This window comes from Candidatus Phycosocius spiralis, from assembly GCF_030158815.1.
Taxonomy (GTDB): Bacteria; Pseudomonadota; Alphaproteobacteria; order Caulobacterales; family Aquidulcibacteraceae; genus Aquidulcibacter; species Aquidulcibacter spiralis.
Window position 1 is genome coordinate 26068 of sequence record NZ_BPFZ01000017.1, and the last position, 23670, is coordinate 49737.

A 23670-nucleotide genomic window follows, 5' to 3' on the forward strand; every position below is an offset into this window, starting at 1 on the left:
TGGGGCTAAGATCGTTACGATCTCGGCCAACGCGAACTTGTGCATGAACTGAGAATATCTCAGTTATTAGAGGGGATCAAATGATGCATCAATCAGTTTTCAAGGCTCACGGACGCTTGTTGGCAGTTCTGCTGGCGTCGACTGCACTGCCGAGCATGGCTCTCGCGCAGGTGAATACAGCCTCTGATACGCCGAAGCCCACAACCGAAACGGTTGTCGTCACCGCTGAACGCAACCGCGCCCCAGCAACCAATGTCGCCCAAGAGCTCGCGATTTATGGCACCGACGTGCAAGTTATCTCCGGAGCGACTATTGAGCAAAGTGGCGCAATCAATTTCGCCGAAGCCGTGCAATTTTTGGTGAAAGGCGTCAACGTAGGCTACTCACCCGATGAAGGCGAATACACTATTCGTCTCGACGGCGGCGGCGACCGCGATACTTTGGTCACGCTGGATGGTGTACCTCTATATGATCGCGGACCTGTTCTCGAAAACATTTGGGGCGCAACCACAATCGACAATCATATCGTTGAGAACATCGAAGTTTTCCGCGGCGGCAACAGTCTTTATTTCGGTTCCAATGGTGGAATTGGTGTCGTTAACGTCGTGACCAAAAAGCCTGATGGCACCGTTAAAGGTGACTTTGGTGTTTCCTATGGCGCTTTCAACACGCGTGAGCTCTGGGGCAATTATAGCTTCCCAATCGATGCTGAAGGCAATCATTCCTTGATGGTATATGGTTCCTTATTGGCGACAGATGGTCCGCGCATTTATGATCCGAACCTGTTCACGGATAACGTTGCTTTGTCTGGCGGTATTCAAGAATATCCGCTGAACAAGAACAACATCGGGGTCAAGTATCTTTGGAAAATCAATGAGAGCACGGAATTCCGCGCAAATGCGATCTATACCGAGAGCTGGTTCCAAGATGCATTTCCATCTGGCGAGTCTTATTCGCCAAATACGCTGCGCTACCCAATCATCGACGCATCGCTGACCCACAAAGCAGGCGACAAGCTGTTGATAGAAGCTTCAGCCTATTACTCAAACCCCTTGCTTTGGAACGCAGAGCTTTACCCTGTTGTGTGCCGTATTGCCGCTGGCTGTCCGATCGCAAACCAAGCTACCGCAGCAGGGGTCGGAACACGTACTGTTCCCCGTGGTGCTTGGACTGGTGCTGTTGAGCCTGCGTTCGCGCATGGCTTTGGGACAACAAACCAATTCAAGAGCGGCTTTGTTGAGATTGGTGGAACGGTCCGCGCGACCTATAAGTTTAACGAGTACCTCGAAGTTGTCGGTGGCGTTCAATATGTCAGTTATAAAGATGACTCCGATGCCCGCTTTGCGGTCCCCAACAATGATACCGCCACAACCGGTGTCTTTGTTGACGTCCATCCTACGCTGCCATTTAGCCCAAAGACCGGCATTTCGCTGGCCGTCAGGACGGACTTCTCAGATGCGTTTGACAGCAAGACCATCTGGAAATTCGGGATCAAACATCCGTTCATGGACAATTTCTATGTTCGCGCAAATGGCGGGACGTCTTACAGCCTGCCGCAGACCAACGAATTGTTCATCAACAATCCCCGGCCACCGACGGCGGTCAATGAGACTGGCTTTACCACAATTGGTAATCCCGATTTGTTGCCCGAAGAAACCGAGACTTTCAATACAGCCATTGGCTACACCCACGAATTTGGCCAGTCGGTCTTGTTTATGGAACTTGGTGGTTTCAAGACTGAAGTCACAAATCGAATTTCCACAACGTCTGGCCGCCCAATCATTGTGACGAACCCAATCACTGGGCTTCAAACCCCCGTTGATACCTTCTTCAACAACAACTTCGTGAATGAAATTCAAGGCTGGACCGCTGAAGTTGATCTAAAGATTGGCGAGCAATGGGCGTTTAATGTTGGCTATACAAACCAAGATTCAGCGCTTAGCTCTGGTTCGCGTGGCGGCCTACAGCTCAATGAGACCCCGGAGTGGTTTGCGACCGCATCACTCAACTGGACTTCCGAGGACAAGCGCCTGAAGGTTCAGCTGTTGCCTCGTATTCAGGGCGATGAGTGGTCGACCGGCGGTCCAGCGATTGCTGGGACGACCAAGGCCGCTGGTCCTGACGGCAAGGGGGCGGATACGGGTGTACCACGTTACCGGACGAACTTTGGTAATTACACCGTGGTGAATGCATCGATCACCTATTTGGCCGGTGAAAACATGCAACATCGCTTCATGTTCCGTGTCGTGAACCTCTTGGACGAAGACTACGCAGAGCGCTGGGGTTTTGGAAACAACTTCTACGGTGCTGCTTTCAACCGTGGCGAATACACCAACACCGACGATCGCTACTTTTATGGCTATCCGTTCGAAGGCAAACCGCGCAGCTTCTACGTGACCTACGCGACCAAATTCTAAAGATCCAACATTGGCCAGAGGCAGAAGTGCTGCCTCTGGCCACTCGCTTGCCTATTCCAGCTTTGTCGAAATTCTGTTGGAGTGATTGATGCTTACTCGTCGAAACACGCTCGTGGCACTAGGTGCACTGCCATTGCTAAGTGCACAAAAAGTACTTGCTGCCACAACCGTCAACCCCTTCACTCTGGGAGTCGCTTCCGGCAATCCGAAACCAGATAGTGTTATCCTGTGGACACGTCTTGCTCCTGATCCACTCAAAGGTGGGGGCATGCCGGTCGGCCGCGCGCTAGTACGTTACAAGGTTTGCCTAGACGTGGAGATGACAAAAACCTTCCGCGAAGGGCAATTTGAAACCTCTGACTTGGATGCACACAGTGTTCACGTCTTGTTAGACGGCCTACAGCCAGGGCACGAGTTTTTCTATCAATTCATGTTCGGGGATGCAACCAGCGCGATTGGGCGGACGCGCACAACCAGCCCGATGGACGCCAGTGCAAAGCTCGCCTTAGCAAGTTGCAACGCTTATGAGAGCGGTTACTTTGCAGCTTTTGCAGACATGGCCGCTTGGACGCCAGACTGTGTCATCCATGTTGGCGACTATATTTATGAGGGCGGTATTGGTCGGCTAGGCATGAATACGCGTTTGGTTGACGGCAAGGAATTGTCGTTCGAAACCGTCCGGCTTCACAATAGCCCAGAAACTAAATCTCTTTGGGATTACCGAAATCGCTACGCGCTTTATAAGACCGATCCCGACCTACAGGCAGCTCATGCTGCAGCGCCGTGGATTGTCGCCATGGACGATCACGAGATCGACAATAACTGGGCCGGAGACATACCGGAAGATCCAGACCAACAGACTTCACTAGAATTCAAAGTCCGAAAAATCGCGGCATTGAAGGCCTATTATGAACATATGCCGATCGAGAAGCCGCCCATGATCCAAGGGCTTGAGGCCAGCCTGCAAATGTTTGGCCTATACCGGTTTGGGCCGGCACAAGTCCATCTGCTCGACACGCGTCAGTTTCGGTCCGACCAACCATGCGGGCAGGGGTTTCCGGGTGACACAGCGTGTGATGCGATGAATGACCCGAGCTTGACGATGACAGGCCAAGCCCAAGAAGCTTGGCTGTTTGATGCCCTGAAGCGGTCCAATGCGCCATTCAATGTGTTGGCCTCGCAAACTTGGTTTGCACCCTATCGCTATAACGCACCCCCGGAAGCTCCACGCGTGAATATGGACCAATGGGATGGTTACGGCGTGCAGCGTCAGCGGATCATTGATGCCCTTGCCAATGGCATCGCTAATCCCGTGGTCTTGAGTGGCGACTGGCATAGCGCGAGCGCAATGCGCATCCATGAGAGGCCCTATGATCCGCGCTCAAAGCGGATCGGGCATAATTTCTGCGGGACCTCGATTTCGTCCCATTGTCCTTGGGCCGGGGCTTTGGATGCCGCTAAGTCTTACAATCCCCACGTCGATTACGTCGACGGGTCCAAGCGCGGCTACATTCGATCCACAATTGACCGCAACAATTGGACGGCGACCTATCGAACAGTCGATCAGCCAAGCAATCCAAAATCAAAGTCTAGCACTGCAATTGAGATGCGAACACGCGATCTCTGATCGCCCATTGGAGGACACAGTCATGGCGAATAAACGAAAACTAGCTCGAGTTACGAGCCTTCTGGTAGCCACGTCTCTCGTGTCCTCTAATTTTCTGGCCTTGTCTCAAGCGCAGTCGCAATCGATCGACCGGCCAGTTCGTGCCGTTGAAGATCCCGGCGTCATAACCACTCGCCAGGGGATCACACCTGCGGGCGCGCAGACGGTATTCAAAGGCCGCGTCCAAGGTGCTGCGTTTGGAAAAGATGGGACCCTTTGGGCCTTGTCGCGCAGCCATTTGTATCAGCTCAACTGGCTTGAGAATAAGACCATTTCTCAACATGCCCTCAAAGGGGTCGGCGGCATTCGTGGTATTGCAATGGACAAGGATGGCGTTCCAATTGTCAGCTACATTGAAGCCAAGCAAGGTCAACCCGGATCTGTTGTGATTGCGCGGCCTGATGCGGGAGCAAGCCCCGGGGGCCTTGCCAAGATTGGCAGCCAGCTTGGCACTGAAAATGTTGGCTCCCCGATTGTGCATGACGGCAAGGCATTGACGCCTTTGACCTTCAACAATGGACTGGCAATTACGGATCTAGCATCTGGGCAGAGCAAGACCGTCACCGTGGGTGTTGCACCTGTGGCCGTAGCTGCTGGCGGAAATCTTGCTTATGTCGCCAATTGGGGTGGGCTAGCCGCAACTGCCGGGTTGCCCAGTGCACCAACAGGCCTAAAGCCAGGTGCCGATCTTGTTCGGATCGATGCACAGGGCATAGCGCTTCAAGGATCAATCAGCGTCGTCAACCTAACTTCGGGAACCGTCTCTGACAATATCCCCGTCGGACGACACCCGACCGGCCTTGCCTTGGATGGGGCCAAAGGCTTGCTCTATGTGGCCAATACCAATGATGATTCCATTTCCGTCGTTGATGTTCGAACGCGGGCGGTCACGCAAACCATTAAGTTGCAACCCTTTGCGCAAGCCGTGAAGGGTATTGCGCCTTCAGGAATGACGCTCGATCGAGCAGGCAAGTTACTGTTCATCGCCTGCGGGGGCATTAATGCCGTTCTGATTTATGACCTCGAAGCAAACCGCATTAGCGGCTTGGTGCCAACGGGTTGGTATCCGGTTTCAGTCGCCCTCAATGGCGATGAGACCAAGATGGTGGTGGCAACACTTTTGGGCATTGGCTCGGGCCAAAATGAAGGGCCGACAAAGCGCTTCGTGCACGCCAACCGCGGCAGTGTTCATGTAATTCCCATGCCGGACGCGGCTCAGCTTGCCAGTTATTCGGCAGCCGTTTCAGAGAACAATCGCATGGCCTATCGGGACGCGGTGGTGCCCCAGCCCAACCCACACGCGCCGCCCCGTGCGATTCCAGTTCGCTCGGGCGAGCCTTCTTTGATTGAACACGTGGTCTACATCATCAAGGAAAATCGCACTTATGATCAAATCTTTGGTGACCTAGAGCGTGGCAATGGCGAACCAAATTTTGTAATGTTCGGGGAGGATGTGACCCCTAACCAACGCCGCTTGGCGCGCGACTTTGTCGTATTGGACAATTTTTATACAACCGGTGGCAATAGTGCCAGCGGCCACCAATGGGTCACGCAAGGCAATGAAGTCAGCTACACTTTGTGGCCGGGTTATTCAGGACGTTCCTACCCATTTGATGGTAGCGATCCTTTGGCTTACTCTGCAGGCGGCTTCATTTGGGACTCTGTGCTTGCAAAAGGGAAGTCTGTCGCAGTCTTTGGAGAGTATGCCCCAAGCGTTTTGGAAGATAAACTTGTTGCGCGTCAGGGCTTGTTCGCGCGCTGGCAAGCTGGCGACAGCTTCGCAAATCAATGGAATACGCGTTCACCCATACCGCCACTGGACAAAGCGTTGGTCCGCAATTTTCCACCCTATGATTTGGACGTTCCAGATGTGGTTCGTGCGCGGATCTTCCTAAACAAGCTCAAAGACTACGAAGCCACCAATGCAATGCCGCATCTGACCGTCATTTTGCTGCCAAGCGACCACACCAGTGGTACAAAGCCTGGGGCGAATACACCCAAAGCGATGGTTGCCGATAATGATCTTGCCTTAGGACAAGTTGTCGAGGGTCTCAGCAAATCCAAATTCTGGTCCAAAATGGCGATTTTTGTTGTTGAAGACGATTCGCAAAATGGGGTGGATCATGTTGATGGCCACCGAACAGTGGCTCTAGCAATTAGTCCTTACACGCGGCGCAATCACGTGGATTCAACGATGTATTCGCATCAAAGCATGCTGAAATCGATTGAGCTGATTCTTGGTTTGCCAAGCATGTCCTTGTTCAATTTGATCGCCAACGACATGCGCGCCAGCTTTACCGATACACCAGATCTGCGACCGCACACGGCTATTGTCCCTAAGCAAGATTTGCTTGAACTCAATCCACCAGTCATGGCTCTCACAGGCCCGCGAAAGGCCGGGGCGTTGGCGTCTGCGAAAATGAATTTCTCTGTCCCCGACGCTGTGCCGACGGCAGAACTCAACCGGATCGTCTGGCATGAGATTAAAGGCTGGTCGACACCCTATCCAAAATCAAAGAACGCCACCTTCAGCCCATTCCAGCTTGATGATGACGATGACTGAAGCGAACAAAGTTTGCTTTAACCGGGCCGCCTGCGCTCTACTCTTTCCGATTCTTCTTGCGTCGCCAGCGGCGGCGGAAGAAGTTGAGACCATCATTGTTTCTGGCAGCATTCTAAAAGACAAAGCAAATCTGCCAGGGTCGGTTTTTGAAGTTTCGGCGGACGATCTAGCTCGGCTAAAGCCCATTTCTGTCTCTGATTTACTGCAAGGGGTTCCGGGAGTTCAGGTTGTCAGCGAAGATCTGTTTGGTCTCAAAGTGAATATCTCCGTGCGTGGGCTAACGCCGCGCCGATCGGCCCGCACCCTGCTGCTGGAAGATGGCATGCCGATACAGCCTGCGCCCTATTCAGAGCCTTCTGCACATTATGTCCCACCGTTCGAACGGATTGAGCGTATCGAAGTACTCAAGGGGTCGGGCGAGATTATGTATGGCCCGCAAAGCTTGGGCGGTATGATCAATTTCATCACCAAACCTGTCCCCGACGGCTTTGAAGGTCAGATTGATGTTGCAGCCGGCACACGGAATTTCGGGTCTGGCCACCTCATGCTTGGCGCGGGGAATGAACAGGGTGGGGCCACGCTCAACATTTTACAGAAGCAAAGCGACGGCACCAGAGATGGTCATTCAACACAGCTTAAAGATGTCGCGCTTAAGGCGGTTGTTAAACTCGGCGATCGCCGCACCTTAACGGCGCGCTTTACCAATTTTGTTGAAGATACAGCACTAACTGAGGCGGGGCTCAACGCTGCGCGCTATGCACAGAACCCTTATGCGAACCCGTTTACAGACGATCATTTCGATCTGACCCGCCGGGCAATGCAGCTCGTCTATGATGCCGGTTGGGGTGCTCATGTTAATTCGCACACACAGGTCTATGCAGCCGAAACATTCCGCGCTTCGTATCGCCAGACGGACACGTCGACGGACGCAATGACGGCCAACCCGACAACAGGCTGTGAGGGGAGTGCGCGAACCGACTATGAGAATTTTGCAGCGCGATGCGGCAATAAAATGCGCCCTCGAAAATTTTCCTTTTCAGGTCTTGAGACCACTTGGACTTTGCAGTCTTCCCTCTGGGGTCAAGAGATCACCTCAATCGTCGGCGCGCGTTGGCATCACGAAGATGCGGATCGTCGTCGATATAATGGTCTAACCCCGACAGCACGTGAAACCTCACAAGGCACCTCGTTACGTGATTTGAATTTGATCCAAACTGATGCAACGGCGCTTTATGCTCAGACAACTTGGAACTACAAAAGTCTCAGCGTTAGTGCAGGGATCCGTAACGAAGATATCCAGACGACCAACACGTCGGTTTATGCCAACTTCCTCGAGAGAAATCTTCGCGCCTCGTCGCATCAGAATATCGCACTTCCGGGCTTTGGGTTAACTTGGGAACCACAGGATTCCTTTGTTGTATTTGCCGGTGTTCATAAGGGTTTCGCGCCACCACGCCCGGACCGGGATGTTGATCCACTGGCTCCAGCAAATCAGGTCCGTCCCGAGCAAAGTACAAATTACGAGCTCGGTATGCGTCGCCGTATTGGCGATGCAACACAAGTCGAGGCGACCGCATTCTTGCTGGATTTCAAGGAACTGATCGTCGCAGGGCCGCTGTTGGGGTTGGCCAGTGGGACGCTAATCAATGCTGGTGAGGCCACCCATGCCGGTGGTGAACTCTACTTAAAGCATGGATGGTCAGAAGGCTTGTCCCCAAATTGGAAGCCTTGGATCACCCTGTCTGGAACCTATTTAGCCAAGGCAGAATTCGACAGTAATGTGGGGGAGGGTGCAGCCAATGTGCGGGGCAACCGAATTCCTTATGCGCCTAAATGGCTTGGCGACTTGTCTGTCGGCCTGACAGGAACAAATGGGCTTGGTGTCACTCTTGGTGTTCATTATGTCGGCGAACAATTTTCGGATGCTCGTAATACAATTGCCCAATCTGCCGACGGCACGCTCGGATTGGTGCCTTTTTATAGTATCCTCAATCTGGGTCTGAGGTTTCGACCCGAAAGGGTGAATTGGGACATCTATCTTAGTGCCCACAATGTGCTCGACCGTCGCTATCTAACGACCCGCACGGACGGCATGTTTGCAGGACCTCCGCGCCAAGTGTTGATCGGGTTTCGCAGGCGACTTTGATGGCGGAGGTCACGACAAACAATGACGACCTTCATCCTTTGGCCGTTTCGGCAATTTGCCGATGCTCGAGAATGAGACAACGATGGTCAATTGACCGGTATGGTATGAGACACCAAAACAGTCGTTGAAGCAAACTCCAAGACAAGCCGGTCGTGAGCGGGGTGCTCTGAGATAGATTCTGTGTGTTCAAACCAGCCAGGACGCAAATTGCCAATGCCTCCTGGCTCAATCTCGGGCGAACTCATTTGGCAAACTGCGGTTGACCGCCTATCCAATCCGCAAATTGATTGCAGGCAATAGACACTTATGTGGAGTGAGCGGGCTCTTAGCGCGCTCCAGCTAGACTCAACTGCAAAAAATTCACCCAAGATACAGTTAAAAAAAGTGGTAGCTGGGTGGTAGCTGGCCCATTTTTCGGGCCAAAATGGTTGGTTTGGCTTGGCCAGCTACCAAGCCATTTTCTGTCTAGAAAACTGAATTTATTGAGAAAAAATGGAGCGGGCGATGAGATTCGAACTCACGACATCCACCTTGGCAAGGTGGCGCTCTACCCCTGAGCTACGCCCGCGTCCTTGGGTAATCACGGCAAGAAAGCCGAAGTAAGGCGGCGCATATGCCTCAGCCACTGGGTAAGTGCAAGGGGTTTGCGCCGTACTTGATGCAGCTAGGCACCATGGGGTACAGCTAAAGCATGACCTTAGAACTTTGCGCGCCAGCGACACGCGCGGACCTATTCAATCTGTTTGATCGCCTTGGCGTCAGCCACTCCACCTTAGAGCATCGCCGCGTTTTTACGGTGGAAGAAGGCGCTGACATCAAGGCCGCTTTACCAGGTGGGCATACGAAAAATCTTTTTTTAAAGGATAAAAATGGCGCATGCTTTTTGGTGTGCGCTTTGGGACAAACCCGAATCCAACTTAATCACTTGCATAAAGCCATAGGCTGCACGCGCTTAAGCTTTGGCAGTGAAACCTATTTGTTTGAGCGCTTGGGCGTGCGCCCAGGGTCGGTTACTTTATTTGCACTGATTAATGACCCAACCCACAAAGTGACCTTGGTGCTGGACAAGGCTTTGTTAGAGGCAGACCCGATTAACTTCCACCCCTTATCCAATGATGCAACAACGTCCATAAGCCAATATGATTTGTCTAAATTCATCACTTATTGGGGTGGGCGCGTTTTGTTAGGCGATTTTGACGGTGAGGCACCGATCTGTTTACCTATACAGGCACCTAATTGTCACTGATAAGTTGCGCATGTCAGCGCTTGCAAGCTGGACGTGCCAAGCCCATTTTCATAGTGTCCTTGTGACTTGGTCACATCATCAACTGAAAGGAGCGTGCGCTGGCCGCACGAGCGTTCGATGGCTTTAATCGGCTTAGGTACACCAAAACCCTCCGCACAAGCTGCGTCAGACGCCAATGGCCTGATCAAGGATAGTAGTGACCAATCATTTAAGGTCGATGTCATCGACGCTTCAATGCAAACCCCTGTGCTTGTCGATTTCTGGGCTCCATGGTGCGGCCCGTGTCGGACCTTGACGCCAATCCTGGAAAAAGTCGTGCGTGCAGCCAAGGGTAAAATTCGTCTGGTCAAAATCAATATTGATGCGCATCCAGCGATAGCGGGTCAATTGCGCGTTCAATCCATTCCTGCGGTCTTTGCCTTTGACAAGGGCCGCCCTGTGGATGGCTTTATGGGAGCCCAGCCTGAAAGCCAGATTAAGGCTTTAGTCGACCGCTTGGTGGGCAGCCAGCCCACAGGACTTGATGAACATCTGGCTGCGGCCAAAGAGAGCCTTGACCTTGGCGATCTGGGTGGTGCCGCCCAGTCTTATGCCCAGGCCGCAGCATTGGATCCAGAAAACCCTAAAGCCTTGGCCGGGCTTGCGCGGGTTTATGTGCTCGGTGGCGATTTAGAAAAAGCCAAAGAATTATTGGCCACTGTGCCCACAGATAAAACCAAGGATAGCGATGTGATGAGCGTGCAGGCTCAGATCGATTTGATGGGTGAGGTCGCCACCGCTGGTGAATTAGCCCCATTGGCCGCAGCTGTCGCGCAAGCACCCGATGATTTAAATGCGCGCTTTGAGTTAGCCAAAGCCTATATTGCTGCTGGTGCCTATGCTGACGGGGTTGAGCAATTATTATTCATCATCAATCGTGAGCGTGATTGGCAGGAGAATGCGGCGCGCATGCAGCTTCTCAAAGTCTTTGACGCCGCAGGGCCTTTGTCGGATGTAACCCGCAATGGACGGCGTCGTTTGTCGTCCATCCTTTTTTCTTAGAGCCTGTTTACATAGAGGACTTTAGCAATGGTGGCAGGTTATGTTTATCGCAAGCCCAGTGATCTTCCCGCCGTAATACCTATTTTCCCGCTAACTGGGGCTTTATTATTTCCGCGCGGCCAATTGCCGTTGAATATTTTTGAGCCGCGATACCTCAATATGATTGACGATGCTTTGGCCGGTAATAGACTGATTGGCATGATCCAAGCTGATGGAACCGGCGACCCTGAAAAGCCCGGCCTATCTCGGGTTGGTTGTGTGGGTAAACTAACTTCGTTTGCTGAAACCGATGATGGCCGCTATCTTGTGACTTTGACAGGAATTTGCCGCTTTGTGGTTGCCCGCGAGTACCAAGTCCAAACCCCATATCGCCAGGTTACCCCGGATTGGACGCGATATGCTGCAGACCTTGCAACGCCACGTTCCTATGAAGGTTTCGACCGGACTGGCCTTTTGTCAGCTTTACGCAATTATCTTGATCGCAACAATCTAAACGCGGATTGGAGTTCAATTGATCAGGCCCAAGCAGAACCACTTGTCAATGTCTTGTCGGCACTGTGCCCATTCGTGCCCATCGAAAAGCAAGCCCTGTTAGAGGCTCATACCATCGAAGATCGCCGGGACGTCTTGATTGCCTTGATGGAAATGGACCAAGGTGGCCATGATGACGATTCCAATGACGAAGAAAGGCCATTCCAATGACCAATCATACCAAAGCCTCTGACAGCAACACCCGCGAACTTGATCCCAAATTGTTAGAAATCTTGGTTTGCCCGGTATCACGCACGTCTTTGACCTATGATCGGGAGAGAGGGGAACTGGTGTCCAAGGCGGCTAAACTGGCTTATCCTATCCGTGATGGGGTGCCTATCATGTTGGTAGGTGAAGCCAGAGATATCCAAGATGCCTAACGAGGTCGCCTCCAGCCGTGAGCGGCCTTGGCCTACAGAACTCATCTTCCAAGCCAAGAAAAAACAATTAATCATTGCCTTTGATGATGCCAGCACCTTTTTGATCCCTTATGAATTGCTACGAGTGGAGAGCCCCTCAGCAGAGGTTCAAGGACATCATGGTGTCGAAAAAAAATGGGTTCACGATAAGGCAGATGTGACAGTGTTGCGGGCAGAACCAGTTGGCCGCTATGCACTGCGACTTATTTTTGATGATGGCCACAACAGTGGGATTTTTACCTGGGACTGGCTCTACCGGCTTGGCAAGGATCAAAAAACCTTGATGCAGCGCTATCGCCAAGCCTGCCAAACCCGTTAAGTTACCTTCGACAAAATCTCGGCGGCTTCTTGGGCATCGCGTCGAATTTGAGTAACCAAATTGTCAAAACTGGTAAATGTAAGCTCGGGCCGCAAAAAGGCATGCAGGCCAACTTCGAGGCACTTGCCATATAAGTCGCCATCAAAATCAAAGATGTGAACCTCAAACAGCGGCTCCCGTAGACCTGTGGTGGGAGTTCTCCCAAAATTGGCCACCCCGCCATACCATTCCCCCCTCCCCATAATCCTAGCCCGAACCGCATAGACACCAAATCGAGGAGCAAGCTGGGATTCTAGGTGAAAATTTGCGGTAGGAAACCCAATCGTGCGGCCCCGCTTTTCGCCATGAATGACAAGACCTTCAACGCGCCACTCTTGCCCAAGCAAAGTGGTCGCCAAGGCCAAATTCCCGGTTTTTATGGATTCACGTACGCGGGTGGATGAATAGCGTAAGCCATTTTGGTCCAACACAGGCTCAAGAATGGTGACGCCAAAGCCTAATTGATTACCCATTTGGGTCAGCATTGCACCATCCCCACACCTGTCATGGCCAAATCGAAAATCATGGCCGACCGCGACATGGCGGGGATGAAGTCCATCCGCCAGCACGTTCTTGATAAAGTCCTCTGCCGACATCGCAGCCATAAGTGCGTCAAAAGGGATGGTGAACATGATTTGCGCCCCAAGTTCTGCGGCGCGGCATGCACGAAGGCGGGGCGTGTGTAATCGAAGTGTGGGGCTAGCTTTCGCTGCAAAATAGCATTTAGGCGGCGGTTCAAAAGCACCAATGGCTAGTTGTGCTTCCGGGTAGGCCGCTTGGGCCGCCCGCAATACGGCAACGTGACCTAGGTGCAAACCGTCAAAGGCACCCAAAGCCAGGCTTGTGCCCTTCGCTGCATCAGGAATATCGGACCATGTTTCAAAAATGTGCATCACACCACGCGCTTGGCGACCATGACCTGGGCTTCACCACTGAGCACGGCTTTGCCTGCGATTGAACAACTTGTCGACAAGGTTACATAGCCATTTTCGGCATCAAGCTTTGTGATTTCGACGCGCGTCTTAACGGTAGCACCAATTTTGACCGGTCGCTTGAACACCAAATTCTGACTTAAATAAACGCTACCTGGGCCTGGAAGGCGCATACCAATTAAAGCTGAAACATGGCTAGCTGTGAGCATGCCGTGCGCAATGCGTTCACCAAACCGGGTTGTGGTCGCAAACTCTTCATCAAAGTGCATAGGGTTCAGGTCACCCGATGCTGCACCAAACAAAAGCAGGTCTGATTCGGTGATAGTGCGCCATGATTCAGCGACTTGGCCTATACTAAGTTCTTCAAAATAAAAGCCTGCTGCATTATTTGGCATTTTAAGTCCTTTTTAAATCATGATTCACGCTTCTTTAGCCACCATCAGGTAATGAGATATCAACCGTGTGGTTAGAGTGGCCCAAGCCACCAAAGGAGTACTTGTATGGCAGTGGACATGAACGCGCCGGTGTTAGTGGTTGATGATTATCAAACCATGGTACGCATCATTCGCAATCTTTTGAAGCAGTTAGGTTTTGAGAATGTCGATGAGGCTGCCGACGGGCGTGAAGCCTTGGAGAAAATGAAGGCAAAGAAATACGGCCTTGTGATCTCGGATTGGAATATGGAGCCGATGACGGGCTATGAATTACTAAGGGAAGTGCGGGGCGATGAATTACTCAAACCGACGCCCTTCATCATGGTAACGGCTGAGTCCAAGACCGAAAACGTCATTGCTGCTAAAAAAGCTGGGGTGAATAACTACATCGTCAAACCCTTCAATGCGCAAACCTTAAAAGCCAAGATTGCGTCTGTTCTGGGCGATTTTTGATCCAGATATCGTTTGAACTTATGTGCTATTGAAAGGGTTCGATGATGCCATCGACAGAAGTTGCCAATAAAGTCCGTGAGGCCATTAACGCCCTTAAGGGGGCTGACCTTCAAGATCCGCGATTGGGAGAAGTTCTAAACTTAGCCTCTCAAATGAGCGAAGCCATGCGCATATTCTTCAGCTCGATCGATCGAACATTGTTTGATGAAATGCGCTATATCTCATCTTACATTCAGCGTACGCGTTCTGAAATTTCAAATCTACGCCCCACGGACTTGAGTGAAGACCGTATACCTACGGCTGGTGCGGAATTACATGCGGTTGTTGAGCATACCGCAGAAGCGACAAACTTGATCATGGCGGTTGCCGAAGATGTCATGGGCGCAGATACAAGTGATCCAGACGCCTACCAGGCCTATGTCTCAGAAAAAATGATGGAGGTTTTTGAGGCTTGTACGTTTCAAGATATCACAGGGCAAAGGATCAAAAAAGTTGTCGAAACCTTGACCCATATCGAGCAGCGCTTAGAGCGCTTTGCCAATGTGATGGGGGTTGAGGATGCCGAACTTGAAGAAACCCCAGAAGATCGAAGGAAACGTGAAAATTTGCTCAATGGTCCTGCCCTGAACGGCCCAGAGGTTGAGCAAGATGACATCGATTTGATGTTTGGGACTGACGATGCGGCCATGAATCAAAACGATCTCGACGCCATGTTTGATTAGGTCAAATGTGATTGGGGTCACAAGGGCCGCGTGCCTTATTTTGGTAAAGCTTGTCGAATAAGGTTAAGCCACTGTGTTATGGCCTTTCTAGGACTAAGGGCATAGCTGATTCTGTTCCCCCACTGACGGGTGAATTATTTCATGCTAGTGAGCTTTAATGACCATCACCCTCAATCTTTCCCACATCGGCCAAGCGCCAAGGGACCCTGATATAACCAGCCACCATAAAGTGACCTCCTTAGTTGGCTTGACCCTTGAGGAAATGCGCGATGCGGTTTTGGCATTAGGCGTTGAGCCCAAAAAAGCAAAAATGCGCGCTCAACAAATCTGGAGATGGGTCTATTTCTTTGGTGCGCGCAGCTTTGATGTGATGACCGATATCAGCAAGGATCTGCGTCTGTTGCTGGAAGAGCGCCACACATTGGATCGCCCAGAAGTGGTTGAGCGCCTGATCTCCACCGATGGCACGCGCAAATGGCTGATCCGCTCAGCCCCAGGTGTTGAGTTTGAGACGGTGTTTATCCCAGATGTCGCCCGTTCTGGCGCTCTATGTGTGTCCAGTCAGGTCGGATGCACATTAACGTGCACTTTTTGTCATACGGGCACCCAGAAGTTGGTCCGTAATTTAACGGCCGCTGAAATCGTAGCCCAAGTGATGATTGCGCGCGATGATTTGGACGAGTGGCCCTCCACCACCGATGGGCGCACATTAACCAATATCGTGTTTATGGGCATGGGCGAACCGCTCTATAATCTTGATGAAGTCGCCAAAGCCATTGATCTGATGAGTGATGGAGAGGGGATTTCGATTGGTCGACGCCGCATCACAGTCTCAACCTCTGGCGTAGTACCGCACATAAAAGAGCTCGGCAACCGCACAGGTGCCATGCTTGCGATTAGCCTGCATGCTACCCATGACAGGCTGCGCGATGTCTTGGTTCCGCTGAACAAGAAATACCCGCTTGGCGAACTCATGGCTGCGATCCGATCCTATCCAGGCCTGAATAACGCCAAGCGCGTGACATTTGAATATGTGATGCTCAAAGGCGTCAATGACAGCCCTGCTGAAGCCCGCGCTTTGGTGAAGCTCTTGTCTGGTATTCCTGCCAAGGTAAATCTTATTCCTTTCAACCCTTGGCCTGGAAGCCAATATGAATGCTCTGACTGGAACACCATCCATACTTTCTCCGATATTGTGAGCCGTGCTGGCTATTCAGCACCCATTCGTACACCAAGAGGCCGAGACATTTTGGCAGCATGCGGACAATTGCGCAGTGAGAGTGTTAAGGTTCGCGCCAGCCTTGCCTTCAATCAGCGCTTGGATGCACAAGCGTCTGTATCAACCTTAACCCCGGCCGATAGTGGCTAAGCTGCCATCCCTCACTTTCGCCACGCCGATCAAGGCCAGCCCGCGCATCAGGCAATATGGATCGCCCTAACAGCCATACCCTGAGGGCGAGCTTAGAGCTTGCTTCGCAATATTTGGGGTATCAACTAAGGATCATAGATATATGAAGATAAATGCCCTAGACCCTGTTGTTAAGGCTGCCGTGCAACTCCTTCACGGCGAGGATCAGCCCCACCGACCAGTCCTTGCGGTGTCAGGCGTATCGCATGCAAACCTGACCCTTCCGCCCCACCCCCATCTCTGAACGTATGCCCAAGCGCTTCCAAGCTTTGGATCAGCTTAGGGTTCGCACGGCTGCGCTCCACCGCAACCGGAATTGTCCGAGCGATCATATTGGGTAAGGCCACTGCCTCTTGGGGTGTTAAATTCCAGTCCAGCATGCCTATGATGGCTTTGGAGACATAGGCGATGATGGCATTACCGCCGGGGGAGCCGACCGCCAATTCAAAATGACCGTCCTTATCAAATACAATTGTTGGCGCCATGCTGGAGCGGGGCTTTTTTCCGGCTGCGGGCGCATTGGCGATCGGCTCACCCTTGGCATCGACATTAAGGAAGGAAAAGTCGGTCAATTGATTATTGAGGAAGAAGCCGCGCACCATGCGCTGTGAGCCAAATAGGCCTTCCACCGTTGTGGTCATGGAAACGACATCGCCACTTTGATCGACGATCACAAAATGGGTGGTGCCAAACACATTGCCCGTCGCATCCCGACCGCGCTTGACCGAGCCTGGTGGCTCTCCCGGCTCCACAGTTTTCATGCTTGAAGTGTCGGAGATCAAGGCCGCGCGGCTCTTCAAATAGGTCGCGTCCAGCAAGCCCTTGATGGGCACGACAACAAAGCGATCATCAGCGACATAGGTGTCCCGGTCTGCGTATGCCAAACGCTGTGCTTCGATAAAGCGATGCCAACCAAGCGGCTCTCTAGGATCGGTAGCGGCCATGTCAAAGTTTTCCAAAATGCCCAAAGTGGCTAATACACCAATTCCGCCTGACGAAGGTGGCCCCATGCCACAGACCTTGCGCTCGTGATAAGTGCGGCAAATCGGTTCTAATCTCTTGGGCTTATAGGCTTTAAGGTCGGCTAGCGACAAGGTTCCAGGCATAGGCGCTTGACCAGAGCGGGCGACAATATCTGCCGCTATCGCCCCCTCATAAAATGCTTTTGGGCCTTGTGTTGCTATTTGACTTAACGTGTCGGCATAGGCTGCATTTTTCAAAATCGTGCCTACCGGCAATGGCGTAGCCGTTTCATCCATCAGATAAGACACCACATCATCACCAGGTTCGGTAATGCGTTTGAGTTGGGTGACACTTGAATTGAGGCGTGGAGAGATGGGAAATCCATCTCTAGCTAAGATGATCGCGGGCTGAAAGCTGCGGCTCCAAGGCAATTTGCCATGTTCTTGCCAAGCCAGATACAACATCGCAACCGCCCCCGGGACGCCTTGTGACCGACCGGATTTCACCGCCGCCCAAAACGGTAAAGGAGCGCCAGCTTCGTCCAGGAATAAGCGCTCATTGGCACCAGCCGGGGCGACTTCGCGGCCATCATAGGCGACAACATCGCCGGTCTTGGCATCATAATGGAGCATAAAGGCCCCGCCACCAATCCCGCTTGATTGGGGCTCAACCAGACCTAGTGCTGTTTGCACGGCGATGGCGGCATCGACTGCCGAACCACCAGCGCGCAAAATTTCTAAGCCGGCTTCCACCGCCAAAGGATTGGCCGCCGCAATCATGGCACCATGAGACCACTGACCTGCTGGCTTGGCTTCTGGAACTGAAGCTTTTGGCTGGGAGACAGATGGGGGTGATGCCACCGAATTGATTGCGCATGCTGCCAGACACAAAGCCAAGCCAAGACTAAGAATGTGGCGCATGATGGTCCCCTGGTCCTTTTGGCTTAACCTAAATGTGATGACACCTTAGTCCTTAGCACGCTCAACGTAAGAACCATCTTCGGTCAAGACCACAATGCGCGTGCCGGTTGCAATATAGGGTGGCACCATGGTGCGCACACCGTTTGAGAGTGTCGCAGGCTTATAAGAAGAGGAAGCTGTTTGTCCCTTCATACTGGGCTCTGTATCGACAATCTCTAAAGTGACGCGCGTAGGCAGCACTGCCGCCAAAGGCGTTTCATTGAAGATGGTCAAATAGACTTCCATGTTTTCTTGCAGATAGGCGGCATCTTCGCCCAGCACCGCATGGGGTACTAAGACCTGCTCATATGTTTCAGGGTTCATGAACACATAGGCCGTGCCATCGTCATAGAGGTAATTGAACTTAATTTCCTCTACGAAGGCCTTTTCGACTTGATCGGTGGTCTTAAAGCGCTCGGTCATTTTGATGCCATCGGTGATGCGCCGCATTTCAACCTGGGTCACAGGGGTGCCCTTACCGGGATGGATATTTTGCGTTGTCAGGATGACGTAGAGCTTGTTGTCTGTATGTTCGACAACATTGCCTTTACGAAGGCTAGAGGCGATGACCTTGACCATGTTTTGTCTTTCAGTGATGGGCTTGGGCCCGATTGGGGTTCAAGCATAGGAATCTTGTGATGAAAGCGCCTTCTAGCTGGTCTATGCCAATCCGCCAAATGGGTGAAGCATGAGTGCGCGTGAACCCAGTCCAAGCCCTTGGTGGGATAGAGCACGTCATATGGATCGGCGTCCATTTTTATTGGCGCGCGGTCGCATCAAACAGGCAATCCGCGCTTGGTTTGAGGGCGAAGGGTTTTGTGAAGTTGAGGCAGGGCAGTTGCAAGTCTCACCGGGCAATGAAACCCATTTACATGCACTGAGCACCACCAGGCTTTCGCCCGATGGCAAGCCCACTTCACTTTATCTGCACACCAGCCCCGAATTTGCCTGCAAGAAATTATTGGCGGCTGGGGAGACGTGCATTTTTGACTTTGCGCGGGTGTTTCGTAACCGCGAAGCCGGTCCACTCCACGCCACTGAATTCACCATGCTGGAATGGTATCGCGCGAACGCGCCTTGGCAGGCGGTTATTCAAGATTGCTTGACGCTGTTGTCGGTGGCCGCAGGAGCCATACCAACACCCAGCCTGAGCTGGAGGGGGCATGAAGTGTTGCTCCAAACGCCGCCGATCCATTTGAGTGTCCAGGATGCCTTCAAGGTCATGGCCGGGATCGACCTATTGGCGACCATAAGCGACGATGGGTTTGCTGATGCAGCAGCTTTGCGGGACGGCGCACTTAAAGCTGGAATAACCACCGGCCCGACCGATAGCTGGTCGGATATATTTTCGAAGATTTTGGTTGAAAAGATTGAGCCCTTCTTGGGCTTTGACGCACCGTGCGTGTTACATAGCTATCCGATCAGCGAAGCGGCACTTGCGCGAAAAAGCGCACTCGATCCCCGCGTGGCAGAACGCTTTGAGCTTTATGTCTGCGGGATTGAGCTTGCCAATGGCTTTGGCGAATTGACCGACCCGCACGAACAACGCCGCCGCTTTGAAGCCGACATGGCAGCAAAGCAGGCCCTCTACGGGGAAACCTACCCCCTTGATGAAGACTTTTTGGCGGCCTTGGCCATCATGCCCAATGCCAGTGGCGTAGCATTGGGCTTTGATCGCTTGGTCGTTTTGGCAACCGGAGCACGCCGGATTGAAGACGTGCTATGGACAGGCCTAGTTTAGGGCGTTGGCGTTGGGACTGGCGTTGCATCGGGGCCTGGAACCACTTTGATCAAGCGGGCTTTGGCTGGATCCAAATAGCGCTTCGCCAAGGCCTTGATTTCGTCCAATGTCGCAGAAGTATATTGGCTTTTGCCTTCACGAATACGCACCAACCGTTCTGGCTGGAAGCTTGCCCGATCAAGTGCGCCTAACCACCAAGGATTGTTGGCGGTGGTTTCATCAAAGTCGGCAATCAAGGGACGTCGTGCGCGTTGAAACAAATCATCGTCGATTTTGCCCGCAGCTAAATCGGCTGCAATCGCTTCCATGGTTACAAGGACTTTGTCGCTATCGCTTGGCTTGACTTCGGCAAGCGCGCCCAAAGTGCCATAGCCTGGAAACACGCGCGAGGGTGACCAATCCGTTCCAGGACTATAGCTTTCACCCAATTCCTCACGAACGACCTCGGTCAGGCGGTTTTGGAGGATGGCGCTTAGTATCCGTAAGCCGCGCACTTCGCGTCCATCGCCAAAATCGCGCATCGGCCAATAGACCATCGCCAAGGATTGATCGGCGCGGCCCTTATGGGTCAAGATGGTCGTGCCCCGGCCGGGTGGGAAAGAGACTTTGCGTTCTGCTGTCCGGGCTGCCAGAGCTTCCTCACGCACTGGTAATGCGCCAAAGGTTGCTGCAACTGCGTCACGGGCAGCCTCAACCGTCGTATCACCTACGATGATCACCTCGATGGCAGAGTTTTTACGCGCGGCATCAACGACGGTGCGGGCGGCCTCCAACGTCAATGTGTCAAACTGCTCTGGGGTTGGAAACGCGAAACGCGGATTATTGGCAAAAAGCACATAGGGCCCTTGTGTGCCCCATACGGCGCCCGGCGTGGTATCAATTTGTCGGTAAATCGCGTCCTTAGCCGCTTTCAGGCGCGCCATACCGTCTGGCCGCCAAGCCGGATCGGTAAAGAAGGCTGCAAACACTTGTAGCTGAAGATTAAGGTCAGACGGTGTGGTCGCGCCATTAAACGCAAAGGCATCTTCATAGACCCCAAAGCCAGTTCCGACACTGCGTCCTGCCAGCGCGCGCTGGAGCGCATCTATATCCAATCGCCCAAGGCCACCAGCAGTAAAGGCCGCATTAATGGCATAGGCCAAGCCCGGTTGATCAGCCGGTAATGCTAATTGCCCGTCGCCGAAATTGACTGAAACCCGCACCCTTCCTTCTTCAAACTTGGTTGGCTTAATTGTCAGATAGACATTATTGGCAAAGCGGATTTTGGTGACGCCAATATCGGCTAGGCTCTGCGAGCTTGCGACCTGACCAATCTTGCCAAACTGCACATAATCCCACGTGCTTTTGGCTTCTGCTTTAGGGGCGGTAACGGCTTTAGTGCGCAAGCCGTCATAGGTGGCTTTGATAAAGGCTTCCCCGCCCTCAATCGGCGCACCTGAAGAAACAAAAAGCTCGGGCGCTTCAGTGCCCCAGACTTTGCGTAATTGAGCGAGGCTCTCAGCAGGGGTCAAGGTTGGCGCAACTTTTTCAAACCAAGCAAGATCGTCCGCATCACTGGTCCACACCTCGTCATCGGCAAAAGAATCTAAAATGGAATCAACAAGCTCAGCTGAGCGTTGTGCATTTGTTTGCGCGGCTGCCTGACGATAGCTTTCACGCTCATTGGCCAGAGCAACCGCAAATTCATCGGGCGTGAAGCCAAAAGTCAGCGCCCGTCTTAGCTCTTGATCGCTGATTTCCAGCGCTGCCTGCCATTTGGATGGGTCGCGCGCTGCGGTCTCAAGTGTAGCGGTTTCGGCAGCATTGAACCAGTTTGTGGTATCGATCCTGGCACTTAAGATCGGCGCACCATCGCGGCGTGCAATGCGCTCTAGCCGAGTGTTCACCATCGTTTGCGCTAAGTCTAATAGCAAATCGTCGCGACGGGTCACGCTCGTATCGGGTTCATCCACATAGGGCTTCACATTAAACAGACTGACAGAGGTGGCGGCTTGGGGTTCCAGCAACAATCTAACCGATCCGGGTTCACGCTTTGGTGTTCCCAAGCTTGGATCTTTGCCGGGAGCAGCAGGGGCGGTCCAATTGGAAAATTGCTTTTTAATCAAAGCTTCAGTGGCCACTGGATCGAAGTCACCGACCACAACCAATAAGGCGCGCTCTGGTGTATAAAAGCGCTCATAAAGGTCCTTGAACCGTTCACGCGGCGCTTCACGCACAACTTTCATATCGCCGATTGGATTGCGGTCGGGGATACGGGTTCCATCAAGGGAATGGGCGATAAAAGCGCGAAACTGGCGCTCACTTGGGCTTTGGCGCGCCCGCTCCTCGCCCTCTACAACACCACGCTCACGGTCGATGGCGTCGGGTGCCAGGGTTAAGCGACCAGCGGTTTCGCGCATGATGGACAGACCAAGATCAAGCTTTTCCGACTTGGGCATATCCAATTGATAAACCGTCTCATCCCAGCTGGTATAGGCATTGCTGTCGGGCCCAAAAGCTAAGCCTTCGCGTGAGAGGATTTTGTCCAACTCATTTTCAGGAATGTTTTTCGAACCATTAAAGGCCATGTGCTCTAAAAAATGCGCTAGACCTTTTTGGTTGTCTTCCTCGTTCAACGACCCAGCCGCAATGCGCAACCGAATGGAAGCTTCGTTTTTAGGGGTTGGCCATTTTTTGATCGCATAGCGCATGCCGTTGGCAAGGGTGCCATAGATTACACCTGAATCAGGTTTAAAGTCCGTGTAGCGATCATGGGGAAATCCGGGCTTTGGCGCGATTTGGGCCGATGCGAAGGTTGCCGTGCAGGCCAGTACAGCAATGATAAATGGTTTAACAAATCGACGCATCTAATCCCCCAAAATGCTCAAAAATCTGACGCTAAGTGACCAAATGCTCACTTAATCGCGCTTTCGCTCACGTGCTTACCCAAAAGAGGCTAGGTGGTTTGGTCAAGTGACAAAGCTGTATTTGCCCCCAATATCACCTTGTTGCAGTTCGGGCAGACACCAGAAAATCCCAACCATGGCCATAGCAATCCTCAATGACCACCCCTTTTCCGTCAGACGCATGACTTGGTGCCTCACGAAACGTGACGCCCATCTCCTCCATCCACTGGTACTGAGACTCAAAGTCGGCTGTTGACAGAAAACCCAACCCGACTGCCCATTTGCCGGCTGATCACAGCGATCTCTTGGGGTCTTGACCCCGGTGCCAAAACAAGCCTTGTCAGTGTCCCTTAGGATGGCGCGATCGTCACCCAACGCTTTACCTCGCCCATCGGACGATCTACTAACAGGATTCATCCCAGTTTGGTGGTAAACCATGCAAAGGCTTCATCATCGTCGGCAACAAAAAGTGTGAAGGCCTATAGTTGGTTCATGTCCAAATATGACATTGAAGCACAAGCCACAACAGATGAACATGGTTAAATCCAAGCTCGTTGCGTGACTTGGTTTACCTCTTTCAGGCATTGAACCATATGACATTAGGTGAAATGAATAATACAATAATACATTATTTGAACCTTAATTTAATGGTTCATATAAAAAATAGAAATTGTTCATGGTTTTCAAGGAATGAGTTATGGTGCAACTTACTCTAAGATCAAAATTGTATCTTATGATCATTGGATTTGGGCTTTGTATTGGAATCATTGCTTTCCTTTCATTTCT

The 23670-nt window shown here is 52.3% G+C and carries 19 protein-coding genes and 1 tRNA gene; 13 read left to right on the forward strand and 7 right to left on the reverse strand.

Translation table 11 applies throughout. The annotated features are described in order from the left end of the window. Nucleotides 1-80 precede the first annotated feature (80 nt). The 4 genes from PsB1_RS11010 (at nt 81) to PsB1_RS11025 (ending at nt 8792) form a co-directional block, all read left to right on the forward strand. Entirely contained in the window at nt 81-2417 is a 2337-nt protein-coding gene (locus tag PsB1_RS11010; protein WP_284361497.1) for a TonB-dependent receptor plug domain-containing protein, read from the forward strand. A gap of 88 nt (nt 2418-2505) precedes the next feature. Further along, a complete protein-coding gene (locus PsB1_RS11015; RefSeq protein WP_284361500.1) occupies nt 2506-4044 on the forward strand; it encodes an alkaline phosphatase D family protein in 1539 nt (512 codons plus the stop codon). Nucleotides 4045-4066: 22 nt separating this feature from the next. Then, nucleotides 4067-6646 (forward strand): bifunctional YncE family protein/alkaline phosphatase family protein, encoded by a 2580-nt coding sequence (locus tag PsB1_RS11020; protein WP_284361503.1) that lies wholly within the window; start codon nt 4067-4069, stop codon nt 6644-6646. Next, nucleotides 6639-8792 (forward strand): TonB-dependent receptor family protein, encoded by a 2154-nt coding sequence (locus PsB1_RS11025; protein WP_284361506.1) that lies wholly within the window; start codon nt 6639-6641, stop codon nt 8790-8792. The genes PsB1_RS11020 and PsB1_RS11025 overlap by 8 nt, the downstream gene beginning before the upstream one ends. 493 nt (nt 8793-9285) lie before the next feature. Here the strand turns inward: PsB1_RS11025 and PsB1_RS11030 are convergent. Beyond that, nucleotides 9286-9360, reverse strand: a tRNA-Gly gene (locus tag PsB1_RS11030). Between the two features lie 123 nt (nt 9361-9483). Between PsB1_RS11030 and PsB1_RS11035 the strand changes: the two genes are divergently transcribed. From PsB1_RS11035 to PsB1_RS11055, 5 genes are all read left to right on the forward strand, one after another. Next, the gene (locus tag PsB1_RS11035) at nt 9484-10038 is read left to right on the forward strand and encodes a prolyl-tRNA synthetase associated domain-containing protein (RefSeq protein WP_284361508.1); all 555 of its coding nucleotides are present in this window, start codon (nt 9484-9486) and stop codon (nt 10036-10038) included. 117 nt (nt 10039-10155) lie between these two features. Next, nucleotides 10156-11079, forward strand: a complete 924-nt coding sequence (gene trxA, locus PsB1_RS11040) for a thioredoxin (RefSeq protein WP_284361546.1) — start codon at nt 10156-10158, stop codon at nt 11077-11079. 27 nt (nt 11080-11106) lie between these two features. Next, on the forward strand, nt 11107-11781 hold the full coding sequence (locus tag PsB1_RS11045; protein ID WP_284361511.1) for an LON peptidase substrate-binding domain-containing protein: 675 nt from the start codon (nt 11107-11109) through the stop codon (nt 11779-11781). Then, on the forward strand, nt 11778-11990 hold the full coding sequence (locus PsB1_RS11050; RefSeq protein ID WP_284361514.1) for a Trm112 family protein: 213 nt from the start codon (nt 11778-11780) through the stop codon (nt 11988-11990). Before PsB1_RS11045 ends, PsB1_RS11050 begins: the two co-directional genes overlap by 4 nt. Beyond that, the gene (locus PsB1_RS11055; RefSeq protein WP_284361518.1) at nt 11983-12348 is read left to right on the forward strand and encodes a gamma-butyrobetaine hydroxylase family protein; all 366 of its coding nucleotides are present in this window, start codon (nt 11983-11985) and stop codon (nt 12346-12348) included. The genes PsB1_RS11050 and PsB1_RS11055 overlap by 8 nt, the downstream gene beginning before the upstream one ends. Here PsB1_RS11055 and ribF read toward each other — a convergent pair. Then, complete coding sequence (ribF, locus tag PsB1_RS11060; protein ID WP_284361521.1) at nt 12345-13280, reverse strand: riboflavin biosynthesis protein RibF; 936 nt, start codon at nt 13278-13280, stop codon at nt 12345-12347. The two genes, PsB1_RS11055 and ribF, sit on opposite strands and share 4 nt — an antisense overlap. Beyond that, the gene (locus PsB1_RS11065; protein WP_284361524.1) at nt 13280-13714 is read right to left on the reverse strand and encodes a MaoC family dehydratase; all 435 of its coding nucleotides are present in this window, start codon (nt 13712-13714) and stop codon (nt 13280-13282) included. Before PsB1_RS11065 ends, ribF begins: the two co-directional genes overlap by 1 nt. A 105-nt stretch (nt 13715-13819) precedes the next feature. On the opposite strand from PsB1_RS11065, the gene PsB1_RS11070 reads away from it, so the two are divergent. From PsB1_RS11070 to rlmN, 3 genes are all read left to right on the forward strand, one after another. Next, the gene (locus tag PsB1_RS11070; protein WP_284361526.1) at nt 13820-14206 is read left to right on the forward strand and encodes a response regulator; all 387 of its coding nucleotides are present in this window, start codon (nt 13820-13822) and stop codon (nt 14204-14206) included. Between the two features lie 41 nt (nt 14207-14247). Further along, nucleotides 14248-14928: a protein phosphatase CheZ gene (locus PsB1_RS11075; RefSeq protein WP_284361529.1), complete on the forward strand. Its 681-nt coding sequence runs from the start codon at nt 14248-14250 to the stop codon at nt 14926-14928. Nucleotides 14929-15085: 157 nt separating this feature from the next. Then, on the forward strand, nt 15086-16297 hold the full coding sequence (gene rlmN / locus PsB1_RS11080) for a dual-specificity RNA methyltransferase RlmN (RefSeq protein WP_284361531.1): 1212 nt from the start codon (nt 15086-15088) through the stop codon (nt 16295-16297). 170 nt (nt 16298-16467) lie between these two features. Here the strand turns inward: rlmN and ggt are convergent, their stop codons facing one another. Together ggt and efp are read right to left on the reverse strand one after the other, a co-directional pair. Continuing rightward, a complete protein-coding gene (gene ggt / locus PsB1_RS11085) occupies nt 16468-18219 on the reverse strand; it encodes a gamma-glutamyltransferase (protein WP_284361533.1) in 1752 nt (583 codons plus the stop codon). Nucleotides 18220-18264: 45 nt separating this feature from the next. Continuing rightward, nucleotides 18265-18837 (reverse strand): elongation factor P, encoded by a 573-nt coding sequence (gene efp / locus PsB1_RS11090; RefSeq protein WP_284361536.1) that lies wholly within the window; start codon nt 18835-18837, stop codon nt 18265-18267. A 109-nt stretch (nt 18838-18946) separates the two neighbouring features. On the opposite strand from efp, the gene epmA reads away from it, so the two are divergent. Then, entirely contained in the window at nt 18947-19999 is a 1053-nt protein-coding gene (gene epmA, locus PsB1_RS11095) for an EF-P lysine aminoacylase EpmA (protein WP_284361539.1), read from the forward strand. Here epmA and PsB1_RS11100 read toward each other — a convergent pair. Beyond that, complete coding sequence (locus PsB1_RS11100) at nt 19996-22845, reverse strand: M16 family metallopeptidase (protein WP_284361541.1); 2850 nt, start codon at nt 22843-22845, stop codon at nt 19996-19998. The two genes, epmA and PsB1_RS11100, sit on opposite strands and share 4 nt — an antisense overlap. Before the next feature lie 133 nt (nt 22846-22978). Then, a complete protein-coding gene (locus PsB1_RS11985; RefSeq protein WP_420887917.1) occupies nt 22979-23152 on the reverse strand; it encodes a VOC family protein in 174 nt (57 codons plus the stop codon). Nucleotides 23153-23670 lie beyond the last annotated feature (518 nt).